We start from the raw sequence: 201 nt of genomic DNA, 5'->3' as shown, positions 1-201 counted from the left end.
CCTGAAACTCGAATTATTTGGAGTATAAACGGGATATTTCGACGAAATCACTCCCAGTCTTATCGTGGGCTGGGAAAGTCGTTGAGCATGAAAATAGTCAGTAAACCGCGCCTGATAATTCCTTCACGCTTATACCCGTCATACTTCAAGCCGCAGGTGTGTTGGCTATGCTCAGTTACCCGAATCACTTACTTGAGTAAG

It is taken from the genome of Pectobacterium brasiliense, from assembly GCF_013449685.1.
Lineage (GTDB): Bacteria > Pseudomonadota > Gammaproteobacteria > Enterobacterales > Enterobacteriaceae > Pectobacterium > Pectobacterium brasiliense_A.
The sequence above is the reverse complement of the archived record's forward strand: the minus strand, read 5'-3'. Positions refer to the sequence as shown.